Source organism: Microbacterium sp. AC132 (genome assembly GCF_979258525.1).
In genome coordinates this window covers 1-14492 of sequence record NZ_OZ409862.1, presented here as the reverse complement: position 1 = coordinate 14492, position 14492 = coordinate 1, and the positions used below count along the sequence as shown (strand labels likewise).

At 66.3% G+C, this 14492-nt stretch carries 15 protein-coding genes and 1 pseudogene; 15 read left to right on the top strand and 1 reads right to left on the bottom strand.

The genetic code is table 11. The features are described 5' to 3' along the window. The first annotated feature begins 11 nt into the window (after positions 1-11). The 15 genes from ACZZZQ_RS00080 (at position 12) to ACZZZQ_RS00010 (ending at position 14241) form a co-directional block, all read left to right on the top strand. Positions 12-1688 (top strand): ribonuclease J, encoded by a 1677-nt coding sequence (locus ACZZZQ_RS00080; protein WP_400340922.1) that lies wholly within the window; start codon positions 12-14, stop codon positions 1686-1688. Between the two features lie 73 nt (positions 1689-1761). Next, positions 1762-2256, top strand: coding sequence for a GNAT family N-acetyltransferase (locus ACZZZQ_RS00075; RefSeq protein ID WP_056278507.1), 495 nt, complete (start codon positions 1762-1764; stop codon positions 2254-2256). A gap of 81 nt (positions 2257-2337) precedes the next feature. Continuing rightward, positions 2338-5076, top strand: a complete 2739-nt coding sequence (locus tag ACZZZQ_RS00070) for an FtsK/SpoIIIE family DNA translocase (RefSeq protein ID WP_463506631.1) — start codon at positions 2338-2340, stop codon at positions 5074-5076. Continuing rightward, positions 5076-5651, top strand: coding sequence for a CDP-diacylglycerol--glycerol-3-phosphate 3-phosphatidyltransferase (pgsA, locus tag ACZZZQ_RS00065; RefSeq protein ID WP_072591151.1), 576 nt, complete (start codon positions 5076-5078; stop codon positions 5649-5651). Before ACZZZQ_RS00070 ends, pgsA begins: the two co-directional genes overlap by 1 nt. Further along, positions 5648-6130, top strand: coding sequence for a CinA family protein (locus tag ACZZZQ_RS00060; protein ID WP_372983631.1), 483 nt, complete (start codon positions 5648-5650; stop codon positions 6128-6130). Before pgsA ends, ACZZZQ_RS00060 begins: the two co-directional genes overlap by 4 nt. A gap of 141 nt (positions 6131-6271) precedes the next feature. Beyond that, positions 6272-6580, top strand: coding sequence for a helix-turn-helix domain-containing protein (locus ACZZZQ_RS00055; RefSeq protein ID WP_042541772.1), 309 nt, complete (start codon positions 6272-6274; stop codon positions 6578-6580). Between the two features lie 23 nt (positions 6581-6603). Next, complete coding sequence (locus ACZZZQ_RS00050; protein ID WP_053095835.1) at positions 6604-6828, top strand: DUF3046 domain-containing protein; 225 nt, start codon at positions 6604-6606, stop codon at positions 6826-6828. Between the two features lie 285 nt (positions 6829-7113). Continuing rightward, complete coding sequence (recA, locus tag ACZZZQ_RS00045) at positions 7114-8157, top strand: recombinase RecA (RefSeq protein WP_053095836.1); 1044 nt, start codon at positions 7114-7116, stop codon at positions 8155-8157. 306 nt (positions 8158-8463) lie between these two features. Continuing rightward, entirely contained in the window at positions 8464-9036 is a 573-nt protein-coding gene (locus tag ACZZZQ_RS00040) for a regulatory protein RecX (protein WP_053095837.1), read from the top strand. A gap of 86 nt (positions 9037-9122) precedes the next feature. Next, a complete protein-coding gene (gene miaB, locus ACZZZQ_RS00035; RefSeq protein ID WP_463506630.1) occupies positions 9123-10670 on the top strand; it encodes a tRNA (N6-isopentenyl adenosine(37)-C2)-methylthiotransferase MiaB in 1548 nt (515 codons plus the stop codon). Positions 10671-10702: 32 nt separating this feature from the next. Further along, a complete protein-coding gene (miaA, locus tag ACZZZQ_RS00030) occupies positions 10703-11641 on the top strand; it encodes a tRNA (adenosine(37)-N6)-dimethylallyltransferase MiaA (protein ID WP_463508073.1) in 939 nt (312 codons plus the stop codon). 58 nt (positions 11642-11699) lie between these two features. Then, positions 11700-12227 (top strand): dihydrofolate reductase family protein, encoded by a 528-nt coding sequence (locus ACZZZQ_RS00025; RefSeq protein WP_056278524.1) that lies wholly within the window; start codon positions 11700-11702, stop codon positions 12225-12227. Continuing rightward, on the top strand, positions 12220-12696 hold the full coding sequence (locus tag ACZZZQ_RS00020; protein ID WP_056278525.1) for a GNAT family acetyltransferase: 477 nt from the start codon (positions 12220-12222) through the stop codon (positions 12694-12696). Before ACZZZQ_RS00025 ends, ACZZZQ_RS00020 begins: the two co-directional genes overlap by 8 nt. Positions 12697-12718: 22 nt before the next feature. After that, positions 12719-13591, top strand: coding sequence for a diaminopimelate epimerase (gene dapF, locus ACZZZQ_RS00015; RefSeq protein ID WP_053095842.1), 873 nt, complete (start codon positions 12719-12721; stop codon positions 13589-13591). Then, positions 13591-14241: an HAD family hydrolase gene (locus ACZZZQ_RS00010; protein WP_072591157.1), complete on the top strand. Its 651-nt coding sequence runs from the start codon at positions 13591-13593 to the stop codon at positions 14239-14241. Before dapF ends, ACZZZQ_RS00010 begins: the two co-directional genes overlap by 1 nt. 18 nt (positions 14242-14259) lie before the next feature. Here the strand turns inward: ACZZZQ_RS00010 and ACZZZQ_RS00005 are convergent. Further along, positions 14260-14492 (bottom strand): annotated as a pseudogene (locus tag ACZZZQ_RS00005) (16S rRNA methyltransferase); the annotation flags it as partial.

Sequence of the window (14492 nt, the reverse complement as noted above, 5' to 3'; positions counted from 1 at the left end):
GAGGAGACAGCATGTCCATCCCGCTCGCAGAACCCGCAGCTCTCGACGAGGGGACGCTGCGGGTCACTCCGCTCGGCGGACTCGGTGAGATCGGTCGCAACATGACCATCTTCGAGTTCGACGGCAAGATCCTGATCGTCGACTGCGGAGTGCTCTTCCCGGAGGAGCACCAGCCCGGAGTCGACCTGATCCTGCCGGACTTCGAGCCGATCAAGAGCCGCCTCGACGACATCGTCGGAGTCGTCCTCACCCACGGGCACGAGGACCACATCGGTGCCGTTCCCTACCTGCTGCGCCTGAAGAGCGACATCCCCGTGATCGGATCGGGCCTCACGCTCGCGCTGGTCGAGGCGAAGCTCAAGGAGCACCGCATCAAGGCCTACACCCTCACGGTGAAGGAGGGCCAGCGGGAGCAGGTCGGACCGTTCGACCTCGAGTTCATCGCGGTCAACCACTCGATCCCGGACGCACTCGCCGTGGCGATCCGCACTCCCGCGGGCCTCGTGCTGGCGACCGGCGACTTCAAGATGGACCAGCTTCCGCTCGACGGACGCATCACCGACCTCCGCGCGTTCGCCCGCCTCGGCGAGGAAGGGGTCGACCTGTTCCTCGTCGACTCGACGAACGCCGACGTGCCCGGGTTCACTCCCACGGAGCGCTCGATCGGCCCCGTGCTCGATCAGGTCATCGGCAAGGCGCCTCGCCGGGTCATCGTCGCGAGCTTCTCGAGTCACGTGCACCGCGTGCAGCAGGTTCTCGACGCCGCGCATGCGCACGGCCGACGGGTCGCGCTGCTCGGACGGAGCATGCTGCGCAACATGACGATCGCCGAGGACCTCGGATACCTGAAGGTGCCGAGCGGTCTTCTCATCGACTACAAGAAGGCCCGCGACCTTCCGGACGACAAGATCGTCTACATGTCCACCGGCTCGCAGGGCGAGCCCATGGCCGTTCTGAGTCGCATGGCCAACCTCGACCACGCGATCGAGCCCGGACCGGGTGACACCGTCATCCTGGCCTCGAGCCTCATCCCCGGCAACGAGAATGCCGTGTACCGCGTGATCGACGGTCTGACCAAGCTCGGCGCGAACGTGGTGCACAAGGCGAACGCCAAGGTGCACGTCTCGGGCCATGCTGCAGCGGGTGAGCTCATCTACTGCTACAACATCCTGCGACCCAAGAACGTGCTGCCCGTGCACGGCGAGTACCGCCATCTGATCGCCAACGCCAAGCTGGCGCAGGACACGGGCATCGAGGCCGAGCGCACGATCATCGCCTCGAACGGCACGGTCATCGACCTGAAGGGCGGCGACGCCCGAGTGGTCGGCCAGCTCGATCTCGGTTTCGTGTACGTCGACGGCTCGACCGTCGGCGCGATCACGGACGCAGACCTCAAGGATCGTCGGATCCTGGCTGAAGAGGGCTTCGTCTCCGTGATCGTCGTGGTCGATGCCGCCACCGGTCGCATCATCTCCGGTCCGGAAATCCACGCGCGCGGCATCGCCGAAGACGATTCCGTCTTCGATGACGTCACCCCGAAGATCATCGCCGCCCTCAAGGAGGCCTCCGGCAACGGCGTGCGCGACACGCATGCGCTCTCGCAGGTCATCCGTCGGACCATCGGGCGCTGGGTCAACCAGAAGCTCCGTCGTCGTCCGATGATCGTCCCGCTGGTCATCGAAGCGTGATCGGAGCCCGGTGGTTCGCGGGTTCCCAGTCGACCGACACTCGGCTGTAACGCGAACGGCCTAGGCTCACTCCATGCCGGACGTCTTCTCGATTCGACCCGCCGACCAGGCGGACGGGAGCTTCCTCGGCGACATGGTCGTCGAGGCGGCGAACTGGCGCTCGGGCGGGGCACGCGCTCGGCATGAGATTCTCAGCGCCGTCGAGCACCGGCGCTACATCGCGGGGTGGATGCGGCCGGCGGATGCCGGTTTCATCGCGCTCGACTCCGATCTGCGACCCATTGGTGCGGCGTGGTATCGGATGCTCGCACCGGACGACGCAGGCTTCGGTTTCGTCGGAACCGCGGTGCCCGAGCTCATCATCGGAGTGCAGCCGATCTGGCGGGCGCACGGAGTCGGACGGACCCTGCTTCGACGCCTCGTGACCCACGCGCGCGAGCAGGGGCACCCTCGGATCAGCCTCAGCGTCGAACGGGACAACTTCGCGCACGCCCTGTATAGGTCGGAGGGTTTCGTGGTCACCGACGCGGGGGATCTCCGTGACACGATGGTGCATCGCACGTCCTGATCTCCCTTCGCGGGCCCGGGAACCGGCCGGAATGCCGCGTCATTACGGGTGAATGTCGGCCTCTGGCCGTAACGTGAGAGCATGGCCAGGAGTACCACGAAGTCCGCGCGCGCGTCCGAGAGCGCCACGCCTCGCCCGAAGCGGCAGGCTGCGCCGAAGGCCCAGGCTGCGCCGAAGAAGTACATCGACGAGATCGACAAGCCTCCGGTGGCGGTACGAGCGTGGAACGGGCTCGCCCACGGCGTCGGTGGCCTGTTCCGGGCATTCGGCCCGGAGACGCTCGAAAAGGATGACCGGCGCGACGGATTCCCCTTCCTGCTGGTGCTTCTGGCGATCGCCGGAGCGGTCAACGAATGGTTCTTCATCGGCAACGAGGTCGCGTCGAACATCAGCGCCTACTCGGTGGGGCTTCTGGTCGGGCGCGTGGCTTTCGTCATGCCCGTGCTGCTGCTGCTGCTGGCAGGGTGGCTGTTCCGCCATCCCTCGTCCGTCCACGACAACGGGCGCATCGGCATCGGCTTCGGACTCTTCGTGCTCACCCTGGCAGGCTTCTGCCACATCGCAGCGGGTCGAGTCGACTCCGCCGGACTGCTCGTTCGTGCGCAGCCCCGGGACGGCATGCCTGCGCTCAGCGAAGCGGGCGGTCTCTTCGGCTGGATGATCGGTGAGCCGCTCTCGTATCTCACTCCGGTGGGTGCCTATATCGTCCTGGCCCTGCTGGCGGGACTCAGCATCCTGATCCTGACCAAGACTCCGCCGAACCGTATCGGGCAGCGCCTGGGCGACCTCTACGCGTGGATGTTCGACGCTGAGCGCACCGAGAAGCCTGCGAAGGAAGCCGCGGCGATCGACGAGTCCGACAAGGTCGACGACCCCGACGTCCTTCCCTGGTGGCGGCGGAACAAGACCGGCCGTGAGGAAGACCCCGACGAGGGGAGCCTGGGCTCCGACGACATCACCGCGCTGCTGACGACCTCCGAGCCGACTCCGGCTTACGATCAGGCCGTCGTCGTGGAAGATCCGTACGACGCGGCGACGGAGGTGCTGACGGACGTGCGGTCCGTGACGGAATCCCTGGCAGGGCAGCAGACCACCGCATTGCTCGACGACGAGTCCGACACCGGAGAGATGCCGGAGCTTCCGGGTCTCGACGGCTTCGGCACGGCAGGGCCGGGGGAGCGAGGCCCCCAGGCCCCCGTCGCCCCGTACGTGCTGCCGTCGCCAGGTCTTCTGGTCGAAGGGCCTCCACCGGTCGCGCGCTCCGAGGCGACCGACAAGGTGATCGAGCAGATCACGAGCGTGCTGACACAGTTCAAGGTCGACGCGAAGGTCACTGGTTTCTCGCGTGGCCCCACGGTCACCCAGTACGAGGTCGAGGTGGGGCACGGCGTCAAGGTCGAGAAGATCCTCCAGCTGAGCAACAACTTCGCCTATGCGGTCGCATCGAACGATGTGCGGATCCTGTCGCCGATACCCGGAAAGAGCGCGATCGGAATCGAGATCCCGAACGCCGACAAGGAGATGGTCGCGCTCGGCGATGTGCTCAGGTCTCCGGCAGCGCACAAGAGCACCCACCCGATGACGATCGGCGTCGGAAAGGACGTCGGTGGGAACATCGTCATCGCCAACCTCGCGAAGATGCCTCACCTGCTTGTCGCCGGTTCCACCGGCTCCGGAAAGTCGAGCTTCGTCAACTCGATGATCACGAGTCTGCTCATGCGCGCCCGACCCACGGATGTGCGGATGGTCCTGATCGACCCCAAGCGCGTGGAGCTGACGAGCTACGCCGGGGTGCCGCACCTGATCACACCCATCATCACGAACCCCAAGAAGGCGGCGGAAGCGCTGCAGTGGGTCGTGAAGGAGATGGACATGCGGTACGACGACCTCGCGTCGTTCGGGTTCCGTCACATCGACGACTTCAACCGTGCCGTCCGCGCCGGCGAGGTGGAGCTTCCCGTGGGAAGCGAACGCGTGCTCAAGCCCTACCCGTACCTCCTCGTCGTCGTCGACGAGCTGGCGGACCTGATGATGGTCGCCCCGCGCGATGTCGAGGACTCGATCGTCCGCATCACCCAGCTCGCACGCGCGTCCGGTATCCACCTCGTGCTCGCGACGCAGCGACCCAGCGTCGATGTCGTGACCGGTCTGATCAAGGCGAATGTCCCCTCACGCCTCGCGTTCGCCGTCACGAGCGTCACAGACAGCCGCGTGATCCTCGACAGCCCCGGCGCCGACAAGCTGATCGGACAGGGCGATGCGCTGTTCTCGCCCATGGGGTCGTCCAAGCCGTTCCGATTGCAGGGTGCGTGGGTCGATGAGAAGGAGATCGACGCGGTCGTCAAGCACGTGACGCGTCAGGCTCGTCCGGACTACCGCGCCGACGTCCAGGAAGCGCTGGAGCCCACGAAGAAGAAGGAGGTCGACGAGGACATCGGCGACGATCTCGAGCTTCTTCTCGCCGCGGCCGAACTCATCGTGTCGTCGCAGTTCGGGTCAACGTCGATGCTGCAGCGCAAGCTCCGCGTCGGGTTCGCGAAGGCCGGTCGCCTGATGGACCTCCTCGAGTCGCGAGAGATCGTCGGCCCGTCAGAAGGATCCAAGGCGCGCGATGTGCTGGCGACGGCCGAACAGCTGCCCCAGGTCATGGCGAAGCTGCGAGGCGACGACACTCCGCCGAAGCCGCCTGCCCCCTCCTCGGCCGCGACTGCTGCCGGAACGCCGCACGACCCGGTCGAGGCGCAGTTCCAGGGACTTCCTGTGGTCGAGGCTGAAGACGATGGCGACGAAGACGCCTGGGGACTGACGGGACGCGACTGATGGCCATTCCACGGCAGCTTCCCAACGCGATCACGGTCGCGCGCATACCGCTCGCGGTGATCTTCTTCGTCCTTCTGCTGATCGGTGGCACGTTCGGACTCGACGACATCGCTGTCCGCTGGATCGCCGCCGTTCTCTTCATCGTCGCGATCTCGACCGATTGGGTCGATGGCTATCTGGCCCGCCGCTACGAGATCGTCAGCGACTTCGGAAAGCTCTGGGACCCGATCGCCGACAAGCTGCTCACCGGCGCGGGATTCATCGGTCTCGCGATACTGGGCGAGCTGAACTGGTGGCTGGTGATCATCATCCTCATCCGGGAGTGGGGCATCACGATCCACCGTCTTATTGTCGCGAAGGAGCACGTCGTGGCTGCGGCCTGGATGGGCAAGATCAAGACGGCCGTGCAGGCGGTGGCCCTGTCCTGGGCGCTGCTTCCGTTGCACGTCGTGATCGGGCTGGAGCCGTGGCTGCTCGTGACCGCCATCCTGATGGTGCTCGTGCTGATCCTCACCGTGGCGAGCGGAATCGACTACATCGTCGCGCAGGTACGAGGCGCGCGGCAGCCCTCGTGACATCTGCGTCGGCCGTGCTCGCCGCGCTGGTCGAGCGTGGCTGGACGCTCGGTGTCGCGGAGTCGTTGACGGGCGGTGCTCTCGCTGCCGAGTTCGTCTCCGTGCCGGGGGCGTCGGCCTCGCTCCGCGGAGCGATCGTCGCGTACGCCACTCCGGTGAAGCACACGCTGCTGGGCGTCGACGACGCGTTGCTCGACGCGCACGGTCCCGTGCACCCCGACGTCGCTCTTCAGATGGCGGCGGGGGTGCGCGGTGCGTTGAACGTCGACGGGGCCCCTGCCGACGTCGGCGTCTCGACCACGGGTATCGCGGGGCCGGACTCACCTGACGGTCAGCCGGTCGGCACGGTGCATGTGGCCGTGGTGACGCCGGATTCCTCGGTGACGGAGGTGTTTCGATTCGACGGTGATCGTACCGAGGTGCGGGCGCAGGCGGTCGACGCGGCGATCGATATGCTCGCTCGGGTTCTGCGGGAATAGGGGATGGGTGCGCTCCGTTATCTCCTATGTGCTCACACCGAAAGCACAGCGTGCGAAGGTAGATTTTGTGAAGGTCGGTAGGACTAGACTGGCGGTCTCTTCGAGGGAGACCTCGAGAAGGCGATCTGGGAGGAGGTTCCGATGATTCTTGTACGACAGGAAATCGGCGATGTGCTGAGGGACTTCCGCCTGCAGAAGGGGCGGACGCTCCGGCAGGTTGCAAGCAAGGCTTCTGTGGCGCTGGGCTATCTCAGCGAGGTCGAGCGGGGCCAGAAGGAAGCATCGAGTGAGATTCTCGCCTCGGTGGCTGACGCTCTGGATGTTCCCATCTCGATCATCATGCGAGAGGTCGGCGACCGGATCTCGGTCCTCGAAGGCATTCAGGTCTTCCCTGATGTCGTTCCGGACGACCTCGTGGCTTCTGTCGAGCCCGAGCTGTCGCTCCACTGAACGTCGGACTCTCATAGCCTCTGATGCGACGTAGTGAGTTCCTCCGCGCAGTCGACGCGGAATTCGGCGGTCGCGGGTCATCTCTGATCAGCGACCTCGTTCTGACTCAGCTCGCCGGGCGCACTGCCGACGAAGCGCTGGACGCTGGCGTCGCACCGCGCGAGATCTGGCTGGCGCTGTGCGCCGAGACGGATGTCCCCCTGGAGCGGCGACACGGTGCAGGTCGTCTGGAGCCGCGCAAGCGATGACCCTCTGAGGCGTTCGCGGCGAGGGCCGCGTTCGAGGCGGTTTCGATTTGCGACACGCCGCGACGGCGTGTCGTCGAATATGTGTTCGAAACGGGCGTAGTCTTCTGCACAAGTGGTTCAGAGACGTTTCTCTCCCTGTTTCGCGGTGCTGACGACGCAATGTCGGAGGCTCCTCCTACGGTGAAGAACAAGCCGAAGAGCCATACGCCTTGTCGGAGAGTTCCGCCCAGCCGGGAGGACCGCGACAGCCTACAGGCGGCACCACGCGAGCATAAGGAGCACGTCATGCCATCACCCGCTGACCGCGAGAAGTCCCTCGAGACCGCCCTCGCCCAGATCGATCGTCAGTTCGGAAAGGGGTCGGTCATGAGACTGGGCAGCGACGAGCGTGCGCCTGTCGCCGTCATTCCGACCGGTTCCATCGCTCTCGATGTCGCCCTCGGCGTCGGAGGACTGCCGCGTGGACGAATCGTCGAGATCTACGGTCCTGAGTCGTCGGGTAAGACGACGCTCACCCTCCACGCGATCGCCAACGCTCAGCGCGCCGGCGGAATCGCTGCCTTCATCGACGCCGAGCACGCGCTCGACCCTGACTACGCCGCGAAGCTCGGTGTCGACATCGACGCCCTTCTCGTCTCGCAGCCCGACACGGGTGAGCAGGCGCTCGAGATCGCGGACATGCTCGTCCGCTCCGGGGCGATCGACCTGATCGTCATCGACTCCGTGGCCGCGCTCGTGCCTCGAGCCGAGATCGAGGGCGAGATGGGTGACTCCCACGTGGGTCTGCAGGCTCGTCTGATGTCTCAGGCGCTGCGAAAGCTCACCGGTGGGCTCAACCAGACGAACACCACGATGATCTTCATCAACCAGCTGCGAGAGAAGATCGGTGTCTTCTTCGGCTCGCCGGAGACCACCGCGGGTGGAAAGGCGCTGAAGTTCTACGCGTCCGTCCGAATGGACATCCGCCGAATCGAGACTCTGAAGGACGGCACCGACGCAGTCGGAAACCGTACGAGGGTCAAGGTCGTGAAGAACAAGATGGCTCCGCCGTTCAAGCAGGCTGAGTTCGACATCCTCTACGGCGTCGGCATCTCCCGTGAGGGCAGCCTGATCGACTTCGGTGTGGAGCACGGCATCGTCAAGAAGTCCGGGTCCTGGTACACCTATGACGGTGACCAGCTGGGACAGGGCAAGGAGAACGCGCGAACGTTCCTGCTCAAGAACCCCGACATCGCGCTGGCGATCGAGACCCAGATCAAGCAGAAGCTCGGCATCGGAGGAGCCACCGAGGCACCTGCTGACGAGCTCGCCGAGCGCCGCCCGGCATGATCGTGATGGTTCGCGGTTGTGGCGCAACCGGAGTGAACCATGAGTGATGGCGGGGGCGAGCCTCAGGAGCTCGCCCCCATCATCCCTCTGTTCGGCCGCGATTCCGCGCGGATGAAGCCGGTCGATCGAAGTACTGCCGGGTCCGATGCAGTCACCCCCCGCGCCGCGGAAGACGCAGGCCTCGTGGAATCGACGGCGGCAGGAGTCGCATCCACCGGCGACTCGGCTCCAGCTCCACTCGTCGACTCTCGTGGGCCCAGCGAACGGCATCCAGCTCGTGGCGCTGCGGCTCGGTCTGCTCCCCGATTGCGTGCACTGCAGCCGCACGAAGACTCAGCAGATGAGAGCGGAGTCGATCCGTCGAAGCTGCGTGTCGACGCCGAGGAGCTTCTCGTGCGCAAGCTGAGGGCTCGATCGCTCTCTTTGTCCGAGGCGCGGATGGTGCTCAAGGGCTACGAAGAGAACGGCGTCCGGCTCGACTCCGGATCGATCGACGACGTGATCGACGACTTCTGTCGCCGCGGCTACCTCGATGACGCGGTTCTCGCCGATCAGCTCGTGATGTCGGGAATCGAGCGAAAAGGACAGGGAAGGGTCGCTCTGTCGCGAGCGCTCTCGCAGCGGGGGATTCCCCGCGATGTGATCGACGCGGCATTGGGCGACGTTCCCGACGACGACGCGGAGCGTGCACTCGAGTACGCTCGCTCGAAAGCACGATCGATGTCGCGCCTCGACCCGGATACTGCTCTGAGACGCCTCGTCGGTCAGCTATCACGTCGCGGGTACAACGGTTCCATCGCGATGACGGCTGCGAAGACGGCCCTCGCCGAGGAATCTTCCGGCTCGTCGTCGCGGGTCCGATTCGTTGATTCGGACTGACACCCGGGAGGGCGCGCACCTCGCCCGGCGCTGGCCGGTCAGCGGCAGCGGCAGCGAGGGGGAACCGCTCGTACAATGGGGAGATCATGACTATCCCGCGCAGTGAACCGACGATCATCGCGTCGTCGTCAGCCGCAATCGACCGTGACGGGCGCCAGCGTTCGTACGAGGTCCGCACCTTCGGCTGCCAGATGAACGTCCACGATTCCGAACGTCTCTCGGGCTCGCTCGAAAGTGCGGGATACGTCCGAGCCACGGACGGCGCCGAGGCCGATGTCGTGATCATCAACACGTGCGCAGTTCGCGACAATGCCGCGGGCAAGCTCTACGGGACCCTCGGTCAGCTCGCTTCGGTGAAGCGCCGCAAGGACGGCATGCAGATCGCCGTCGGGGGCTGTCTCGCCCAGATGGACAAGCAAGCCGTTCTCGATAAGGCCCCATGGGTCGATGTGGTCTTCGGCACGCACAACATGGGGTCGCTTCCCGGCCTTCTCGAGAGAGCGCGACACAACGGTGACGCCGAGCTGGAGATCCTCGAGTCGCTCGAGGTGTTTCCCTCGACGCTCCCGACCAAGCGCGACTCTGCGCACAGCGGGTGGGTGTCCATCTCGGTCGGATGCAACAACACGTGCACCTTCTGCATCGTTCCGAGCCTTCGCGGCAAGGAGAAGGACCGGCGTCCGGGTGACATCCTGAACGAGGTCCGCCTCCTCGTGGAGGATGGTGCCATCGAGGTCACCCTGCTCGGACAGAACGTCAACTCCTACGGCGTGGAGTTCGGCGATCGCCAGGCTTTCGGCAAGCTCCTGCGCGCGGCGGGCGAGATCGACGGACTCGAGCGCATTCGGTTCACGAGTCCTCACCCGGCTGCGTTCACCGACGACGTGATCGACGCGATGGCTGAGACTCCCACTGTGATGCCGCAGCTTCACATGCCGCTGCAGTCCGGCAGCGATCGCATCCTCAAGTCCATGCGTCGTTCCTATCGCAGTGAGAGGTTCCTCGGAATCCTCGACCGCGTCCGTGATCGCATTCCGCATGCCGCGATCACCACCGACATCATCGTCGGGTTCCCCGGTGAGACCGAGGCGGACTTCGAGGACACGATGCGGGTGGTCGAACAGGCCCGCTTCTCGAGCGCCTTCACCTTCCAGTACTCGATCCGCGAGGGCACACCGGCGGCGACCATGGAAGACCAGGTTCCGAAGGCCGTCGTGCAGGAACGCTACAACCGGCTCATCGCGCTGCAGGAGCGCATCTCGCTCGAAGAGAACCAGAAGCAGATCGGCCGCGAGGTCGAGGTCCTCGTCTCGACGGGCGAGGGCAAGAAGGACGCCGAGACGCATAGGCTGACCGGCCGGGGAGAGGACAACCGCCTCGTGCACTTCGAGGTGACCCCGGGGTCGGCTGTTCCCCGGCCCGGTGACGTCGTCTCGGTGACCATCACCCATGCGGCTCCGTTCCACCTGCTCGCCGATGACCCGACGGGCTCCCCGCTCAAGATCCGTCGCACGCGCGGCGGGGACGCGTGGGATCGCGCCCAGGCGGAATCGTGCGCCGTGCCGGCGCCTGCGGCGCCCGACGGCACGCGGGCGGTGTCTCTCGGCCTGCCGACGCTGCGCGTCGGCAGGTGACCGCTGCTCGCGACGAAGCCGGTATCCAAGGGATGACGGGTACGGAGCCGGGCGGCACGCACGATGCGCCGCGGCTCTGGGCAGTCGTCGGCGCGACGGGGACGGGCAAGAGCGATCTCGCGCTCGATCTCGCCGAGGCGCTGCGCCGGCGGGGCAACGCAGCCGAGATCGTGAACGCCGATGCGATGCAGCTCTACCGCGGAATGGACATCGGCACGGCGAAGCTCGCCGCCGCAGACCGACGCGGTATTCCGCACCACCTCTTCGACGTGCGCGAGGTTGACGAGGAAGCGGCGGTCGCCTGGTATCAGCCTCTTGCGCGCTCCGTGATCATCGATATCCAGCGCCGTGGTGCTGACGCGATCCTCGTCGGCGGCTCCGGACTCTACGTCTCCAGCGTCGTCTTCGACTTCGCCTTCCCGCCGCGCGATCCGGTCATCCGCGCTCGGCTCGAACGCGAGCTCGAGGACGAGGGTGCGGGGGCGATGCTCGACCGGCTGAGAGCGCTCGACCCCGCCACGGCGGCGCGCGTCGACCCGCACAACGGGAGACGCGTGGTCCGCGCTCTCGAGGTGCTCGAGCAGGGCAGCGCCACGCACGGTGCCGCTCTGCCGGAACAGCCGTCGCTCTGGCAGGCGGACACCCGACTGATCGGTCTCCATGTCGAGCGCAGCGTCCTCGTCGAACGGCTCGACGCACGGGTCGAACAGATGTGGCGTGCAGGCCTCGTCGACGAGGTGGCGGGGCTCCGGCGGCAAGGGCTCGAGGATGGCGTCACTGCGCAGCGTGCCATCGGCTACTCCCAGGCTCTGGGGCAGATCGACGGGCGGCTCAGTCAAGACGAGGCGATCGCCGAGACGCAGGCCCTCACGCGTCGGTATGCCCGACGTCAGGTGTCCTGGTTCAAGCGGTATCCGGGTCTCACCTGGCACGAACCCCCGGTCGACGCGACGGCACTCGTCGAGTCCTGAGTCGACATCTCCCTCACCGCCATCGCGCGATGTCGGTGACCGATGAGAAGGTGGATGCATGGCCACCCACTTCTACACGGCGAGCAGCCTCGACGGTTTCATCGCGACTGACCAGCACTCCCTCGATTGGCTCCTCAAGCAGGACATCGACGCCGAAGGACCGATGTCCTATGGGGCGTTCGAGAAGACGATCGGGGCGCTGGCCATGGGGGCATCGACCTACAACTGGGTCATGCAGCACGAAGAAGGGCGCTGGGGCTACGAGCAGCCGACCTGGGTGTTCACGCACAGGGAGCTCGAGATTCCCGTCGGCGCCGACGTCCGCAAGGCGCAGGGCGATGTGACCGCCGTTCACTCCGAGATGGTCACTGCCGCCGGCGGCAAGGATCTGTGGGTCGTCGGTGGCGGAGACCTGGCCGGGCAGTTCGCGGATGCGGGTCTTCTCGATGAGGTGTGGGTGCAGTACGCGCCGGTCACTCTCGGATCCGGGGCACCCCTGTTGCCGCGGATGCTGGACCTCGAGCTCCTCGAGGTGGCTCGCAACCGTAACTTCATGTGCGGGCGTTACCGCGTGCGCCGTGGCTGAGGCGTCAGCCCCTCGGCGCGCAGTCGAGAGCTGGCCGGTCCGGGCGTTCGACCGGGCGCACACCGAGGCGGTTGTCGCGCTCTGGGACGAGGCCGGGCTCACGCGCCCGTGGAACGATCCGCGGCTCGACATCGAGCGCAAGCTCACGGTGCAGCCGGAGCTGTTTCTGGTCGTCGAGAGCACCGAGCCCGAATCGAGCTCGGCACCGATCCTCGGGACGGTCATGGCCGGCTACGACGGACACCGCGGCTGGCTCTACTACCTGGCGACCGCCAAGTCGCACCGCCAACGAGGGATCGCGAGAGCACTCGTGCGCGAGGCCGAACGGCTTCTCGTCGCCATGGGCTGCCCGAAGGTGCAGCTCATGGTCAGGGAGGGGAACGAAGGCGTCCTCGGTTTCTACGACGACCTGGGCTACGAACGATTCTCCGTGTCGAACACGGGCAGACGCCTGATCGTCGACGCCTAGCCGAGATCTCTAGACTGGACGAATGGTCGCATTCACCAAAGGGCACGGCACGGGCAACGATTTCGTGATCATCGCCGACCCCGACGGCTCACTGGAACTCAGCTCGGAACAGGTCGCAGTGCTCTGTGACCGGCACCGCGGCATCGGAGCCGACGGCATCCTTCGTGTCGTGCGCTCTGCAGCGATCGTGGACGGGCGGGCGTCACTCGCTGAGGAGCCGGCAGCTGAATGGTTCATGGACTACCGCAACGCCGACGGATCGATCGCCGAGATGTGCGGCAACGGCATCCGCGTCTTCGCGCACTATCTCGTGCGCTCCGGGCTCGCCACGATCCAGCCCGGGTCGACGCTCCCGATCGGAACCCGGGCGGGCGTGCGCGACGTGACCCGCAGTGAGACGGGATATCAGGTGGATCTCGGCCTGTGGAAGCTCTCCGGCGACGACCCTCTTGTCACGGCGGACGGGCTCCCCGTCACGCGCCCGGGGCTGGGCATCGACGTCGGGAATCCTCATGTGGTGGTCGCCCTCGCATCCGAGGCGGAACTCGCCTCACTCGAACTCCACCGTGCTCCGGTGCTCGAACCCACCCCGCCCGCGGGTGCGAACGTCGAGTTCGTCGTCCCGGGTGAGCCGCTTGTGCGGGACGGGATCGGGCACGTCTCGATGCGCGTCTCCGAGCGCGGTGTGGGGGAGACCCTCAGCTGTGGCACGGGTGTGGCGGCCACAGCTCTGGCGGTGCGCTACTGGGCAGGTGCGAAGGCGCCCGACAACTGGCGGGTCGAGGTGCCGGGTGGCACGCTCGGCGTGCGCATGTTCCCCGCGGAGGACGGCGAGCACGTCGCGCTGTCCGGCCCCGCGCAGCTCGTGTTCAGCGGCGAGGTCGACCTGATCTGATGGGCGCGACCGGTCCGATCGATCTGGTCATCTTCGACTGCGACGGAGTCCTCGTCGACAGCGAGCGGCTCTCGATCGAGGTGGACCGGCGGGTACTCGCCGATCTCGGGTGGGAACTGTCCTCGGACGAGATCGTGCACCGGTTCGTCGGACGTTCTGCCGCCTACTTCCGCTCGGAGATCGAGTCGTTCCTCGGGAGCCCGCTTCGCGATGACTGGGAGGCGACCTATCAGCCGTGGTACGTCGCTGCCTTCGCTGAGCTGATCGCGGTGGACGGCGTCGAGCGCGCACTCGACGAGATCGTGACGGCCACGTGCGTGGCTTCGAGCGGTACCCATGCGAAGATCCGGAGAACGCTCGGGATGACCGGTCTCCTCCCGCGATTCGAGGGAAGGATCTTCAGCGTGGATGACGTGGTCGTCGGTAAGCCCGCCCCGGATCTCTTTCTGCACGCCGCAGATCGGCTCGGGGTGCACCCCGAACACTGCGCGGTGGTCGAGGACAGCCGGTTCGGCGTCCGCGCCGCTCGAGCCGCCGGGATGCGGGTATACGGCTACGCCGGCGGGCTCACCCCAGCCGAGTGGCTCGAACAGGAAGGAGCCGTCGTGTTCGCCGACATGCGCGACCTTCCCGACCTTCTCGGTCGCTGATGTCGCTGCGGCGAGACGTCAGACGAGAGCGATCGGCTCGGTGGGCGGAGTGCCGTGCTTGCGCACCTTGAGGATGCGATAGCCCTTGGAGGTCGCGGTGCGGTGCACGCTGAAACCAGGATGGAACGTCGAGCCGATCCACCGTTGCAGCGAATCCGCGCCGAGGTTGCGCTGCACGACGAGCCACGCGTCGCTGCGCTCGTCGAGGCGGGGGATCCACTTCTCGAGCAGGCCGTGAAGCTCGTTCTTGC